This window comes from Micromonospora sp. NPDC050784 (assembly GCF_044456765.1).
Classification (GTDB): Bacteria; Actinomycetota; Actinomycetes; order Mycobacteriales; family Micromonosporaceae; genus Micromonospora; species Micromonospora foliorum.
Genome location: NZ_JBITGG010000044.1, coordinates 1 through 5,292, shown reverse-complemented (window position 1 = coordinate 5,292; position 5,292 = coordinate 1). Strand labels below are relative to the sequence as shown.

At 57.8% G+C, this 5,292-nt stretch carries 3 rRNA genes; all 3 read right to left on the bottom strand.

What is annotated here, in order from left to right:
- Nucleotides 1-75: 75 nt before the first annotated feature.
- Nucleotides 76-192 (bottom strand): 5S ribosomal RNA (rrf, locus tag ACIBD9_RS32175).
- 86 nt (nucleotides 193-278) lie between these two features.
- Nucleotides 279-3,388 (bottom strand): 23S ribosomal RNA (locus ACIBD9_RS32170).
- A gap of 372 nt (nucleotides 3,389-3,760) precedes the next feature.
- Nucleotides 3,761-5,275, bottom strand: a 16S ribosomal RNA gene (locus tag ACIBD9_RS32165).
- The 16S, 23S and 5S rRNA genes sit together here, the layout of an rRNA operon.
- Nucleotides 5,276-5,292 lie beyond the last annotated feature (17 nt).

Genomic DNA, 5,292 nt, shown 5'->3' with positions numbered 1-5,292 from the left:
CGCGCGCGGGTGCGGACGTTCGTCAGGGAACGCAGAAAAGGCCACCCCGTTAGGGGTGGCCTTTTCTGGAAGATTGTCCGGCGGCGTCCTACTCTCCCACACCCTCACGAGTGCAGTACCATCGGCGCTGGAGGGCTTAGCTTCCGGGTTCGGAATGTAACCGGGCGTTTCCCCTCCGCCATGACCGCCGTAACTCTATGAACATATCAAACAACCCCGGCACACACGTCACGGGTGTTCGCTTGTTCAGAGTTGCACAGTGGACGCGTAGCAGCTTAGTAGTCAAGTCCTCGGCCTATTAGTACCGGTCAACTGAACCCGTTACCGGGCTTACATTTCCGGCCTATCAACCCAGTCGTCTAGCTGGGGGCCTTACCCCACCAAGGTGGGTGGGATACCTCATCTTGAAGCAGGCTTCCCGCTTAGATGCTTTCAGCGGTTATCCCTTCCGAACGTAGCTAACCAGCCGTGCCCTTGGCAGGACAACTGGCACACCAGAGGTTCGTCCGTCCCGGTCCTCTCGTACTAGGGACAGCCCTTCTCAAGTATCCTACGCGCACGGCGGATAGGGACCGAACTGTCTCACGACGTTCTAAACCCAGCTCGCGTACCGCTTTAATGGGCGAACAGCCCAACCCTTGGGACCTGCTACAGCCCCAGGATGCGACGAGCCGACATCGAGGTGCCAAACCATCCCGTCGATATGGACTCTTGGGGAAGATCAGCCTGTTATCCCCGGGGTACCTTTTATCCGTTGAGCGACACCGCTTCCACTCGCAAGTGCCGGATCACTAGTCCCGACTTTCGTCCCTGCTCGACCTGTCAGTCTCACAGTCAAGCTCCCTTGTGTACTTGCACTCAACACCTGATTGCCAACCAGGCTGAGGGAACCTTTGGGCGCCTCCGTTACCTTTTAGGAGGCAACCGCCCCAGTTAAACTACCCACCAGACACTGTCCCTGAACCGGATAACGGTCCGAAGTTAGATACCCAAATCAACCAGAGTGGTATTTCAAGATTGCCTCCACCCATACTGGCGTATGGACTTCACCGGCTCCCACCTATCCTACACAAGCTAATTCGAGTACCAATGTCAAGCTATAGTAAAGGTCCCGGGGTCTTTCCGTCCTGCCGCGCGTAACGAGCATCTTTACTCGTACTGCAATTTCGCCGGGCCTGTGGTTGAGACAGTGGGGAAGTCGTTACGCCATTCGTGCAGGTCGGAACTTACCCGACAAGGAATTTCGCTACCTTAGGATGGTTATAGTTACCACCGCCGTTTACTGGCGCTTAAGTTCTCCGCTTCGCCCCGAAGAGCTAACAGGTCCCCTTAACGTTCCAGCACCGGGCAGGCGTCAGTCCATATACATCGAATTACTTCTTCGCATGGACCTGTGTTTTTAGTAAACAGTCGCTTCCCCCTGCTCTCTGCGGCCATACAACGCTCCACCCGCGCGGGGCTTCACGTCTCCGGCCCCCCTTCTCCCTAAGTTACGGGGGCAATTTGCCGAGTTCCTTAACCACAGTTCGCCCGATCGCCTCGGTATTCTCTACCTGACCACCTGTGTCGGTTTGGGGTACGGGCCGCTAAGAACTCGCTAGAGGCTTTTCTCGGCAGCATAGGATCACTGACTTCACCTGAATCGGCTCGGCATCACGTCTCAGCCTATATGTGTTGCGGATTTGCCTACAACACGGCCTACACGCTTACCCCGGCACAACCACCGGCCGGGCTCAGCTACCTTCCTGCGTCACCCCATCGCTTGACTACTACCCATCAGGTTCCCACGCTCCCCACCATCCGTCCGAAGACATCAGGCAGTTCGGGTGGTTAGCACAACGAGGTTCATCAGGGACGCTCTTTCGCGGGTACGGGAATATCAACCCGTTGTCCATCGACTACGCCTCTCGGCCTCGCCTTAGGTCCCGACTCACCCAGGGCGGATTAGCCTGGCCCTGGAACCCTTGGTCATCCGGCGGAAGGGTTTCTCACCCTTCTTTCGCTACTCATGCCTGCATTCTCACTCGTGCCGCGTCCACAACTGGGTCACCCCGCTGCTTCACTCGCGGCACGACGCTCCCCTACCCATCCACACACCTGCACAAGGAATCAAGTCCAAGCGAGGATAAAATGTGAATGCCACAGCTTCGGCGGTGTGCTTGAGCCCCGCTACATTGTCGGCGCGGAACCACTTGACCAGTGAGCTATTACGCACTCTTTAAAGGGTGGCTGCTTCTAAGCCAACCTCCTGGTTGTCTATGCGACCCCACATCCTTTTCCACTTAGCACACGCTTAGGGGCCTTAGCTGGTGATCTGGGCTGTTTCCCTCTCGACTACGAAGCTTATCCCCCGCAGTCTCACTGCCGCGCTCTCACTTACCGGCATTCGGAGTTTGGCTGATTTCGGTAAGCTTGTGGGCCCCCTAGACCATCCAGTGCTCTACCTCCGGCAAGAAACACGCGACGCTGCACCTAAATGCATTTCGGGGAGAACCAGCTATCACGGAGTTTGATTGGCCTTTCACCCCTAACCACAGGTCATCCCCCAATTTTTCAACATTGGTGGGTTCGGCCCTCCACGCGGTCTTACCCGCGCTTCAGCCTGCCCATGGCTAGATCACTCCGCTTCGGGTCTAGGACACGCGACTGAATCGCCCTATTCAGACTCGCTTTCGCTACGGCTCCCCCACACGGGTTAACCTCGCCACATGCCACTAACTCGCAGGCTCATTCTTCAAAAGGCACGCCGTCACCCCGCAAGGCTCCGACGGATTGTAGGCGAACGGTTTCAGGTACTATTTCACTCCCCTCCCGGGGTACTTTTCACCATTCCCTCACGGTACTTGTCCGCTATCGGTCACCAGGAAGTATTTAGGCTTACCAGGTGGTCCTGGCAGATTCACGGCAGATTTCAGGGGTCCGCCGCTACTCGGGAACACCCACAGAAGGTCAGCAACTTTCACCTACCGGACTCTCACCGTCTACGGTCAGCCATTCCAGACTGTTCGACTAGCCACTGACTTTGTAACTCCTCGAGTGCATGTCAGTACACTCAGCGGGGTCCCACAACCCCGACCACGCAACCCCTGACAGGTATCACACGCAGCCGGTTTAGCCTCGATCCGCTTTCGCTCGCCACTACTCACGGAATCACTAAATTGTTTTCTCTTCCTACGGGTACTGAGATGTTTCACTTCCCCGCGTTCCCTCCACACACCCTATGTGTTCAGGTGTGGGTGACACCACATGACTGGTGCCAGGTTTCCCCATTCGGACACCCTGGGATCACAGCTTGGTTGACAGCTCCCCCAGGCCTATCGCGGCCTCCCACGTCCTTCATCGGCTCCTGGTGCCAAGGCATTCACCGTTCGCCCTTGACAACTTGACCACAAAGATGCTCGCGTCCACTGTGCAATTCTCAACAAACGACCAACCCACAACCCGATCCGCCCCACACCAAACCCAACAACAGTCGGCGGTATGTGAGGCCAGGCCATGCCTGGCAACCTCACGAACCCACAGGCTCGCTACGGTTCCGAAAGAAACAACCACTGGTTGTTCTTTCAGGACCCAACAGGGTGCTTACATTTCCCCCCAGCCGCACCAGAAGCATCCGTTCCCACCACCGAAGTGGCTGTACTAGGCGCCGCCGGCCGTTGCCAGGGCAAAACTTGCCAGTGTCTCCGCCATTCGAGCACCCCACCACCACAGTCGGGCGGTGCGGGCTCCTTACCGACTTTCGTCGGAAGGTGCTCCTTAGAAAGGAGGTGATCCAGCCGCACCTTCCGGTACGGCTACCTTGTTACGACTTCGTCCCAATCGCCAGCCCCACCTTCGACGGCTCCCTCCACAAGGGTTGGGCCACCGGCTTCGGGTGTTGCCGACTTTCGTGACGTGACGGGCGGTGTGTACAAGGCCCGGGAACGTATTCACCGCAGCGTTGCTGATCTGCGATTACTAGCGACTCCGACTTCACGGGGTCGAGTTGCAGACCCCGATCCGAACTGAGACCGGCTTTTTGGGATTCGCTCCACCTCGCGGTATCGCAGCCCATTGTACCGGCCATTGTAGCATGCGTGAAGCCCTGGACATAAGGGGCATGATGACTTGACGTCATCCCCACCTTCCTCCGAGTTGACCCCGGCAGTCTTCGATGAGTCCCCGCCATAACGCGCTGGCAACATCGAACGAGGGTTGCGCTCGTTGCGGGACTTAACCCAACATCTCACGACACGAGCTGACGACAGCCATGCACCACCTGTGACCGCCCCCGAAGGACCTCACATCTCTGTGAGTTTTGCGGCCATGTCAAACCCAGGTAAGGTTCTTCGCGTTGCATCGAATTAATCCGCATGCTCCGCCGCTTGTGCGGGCCCCCGTCAATTCCTTTGAGTTTTAGCCTTGCGGCCGTACTCCCCAGGCGGGGCGCTTAATGCGTTAGCTGCGGCACAGGGAACCGGAGAGGCCCCCCACACCTAGCGCCCAACGTTTACAGCGTGGACTACCAGGGTATCTAATCCTGTTCGCTCCCCACGCTTTCGCTCCTCAGCGTCAGTATCGGCCCAGAGACCCGCCTTCGCCACCGGTGTTCCTCCTGATATCTGCGCATTTCACCGCTACACCAGGAATTCCAGTCTCCCCTACCGAACTCTAGCCTGCCCGTATCGACCGCAGGCTTGGGGTTGAGCCCCAAGTTTTCACGGTCGACGCGACAAGCCGCCTACGAGCTCTTTACGCCCAATAAATCCGGACAACGCTCGCACCCTACGTCTTACCGCGGCTGCTGGCACGTAGTTGGCCGGTGCTTCTTCTGCAGGTACCGTCACTCTCGCTTCGTCCCTGCTGAAAGAGGTTTACAACCCGAAGGCCGTCATCCCTCACGCGGCGTCGCTGCATCAGGCTTCCGCCCATTGTGCAATATTCCCCACTGCTGCCTCCCGTAGGAGTCTGGGCCGTGTCTCAGTCCCAGTGTGGCCGGTCGCCCTCTCAGGCCGGCTACCCGTCGTCGCCTTGGTAGGCCATCACCCCACCAACAAGCTGATAGGCCGCGAGCCCATCCCAAGCCGAAAAACTTTCCACTCCCAGCCATGCGGCCAAAAGTCCTATTCGGTATTAGCCCCCGTTTCCGAGGGTTATCCCAAAGCTTGGGGCAGGTTGCTCACGTGTTACTCACCCGTTCGCCGCTCGAGTACCCCGAAGGGCCTTTCCGCTCGACTTGCATGTGTTAAGCACGCCGCCAGCGTTCGTCCTGAGCCAGGATCAAACTCTCCAACAAAAAATTAGTTGAACAGC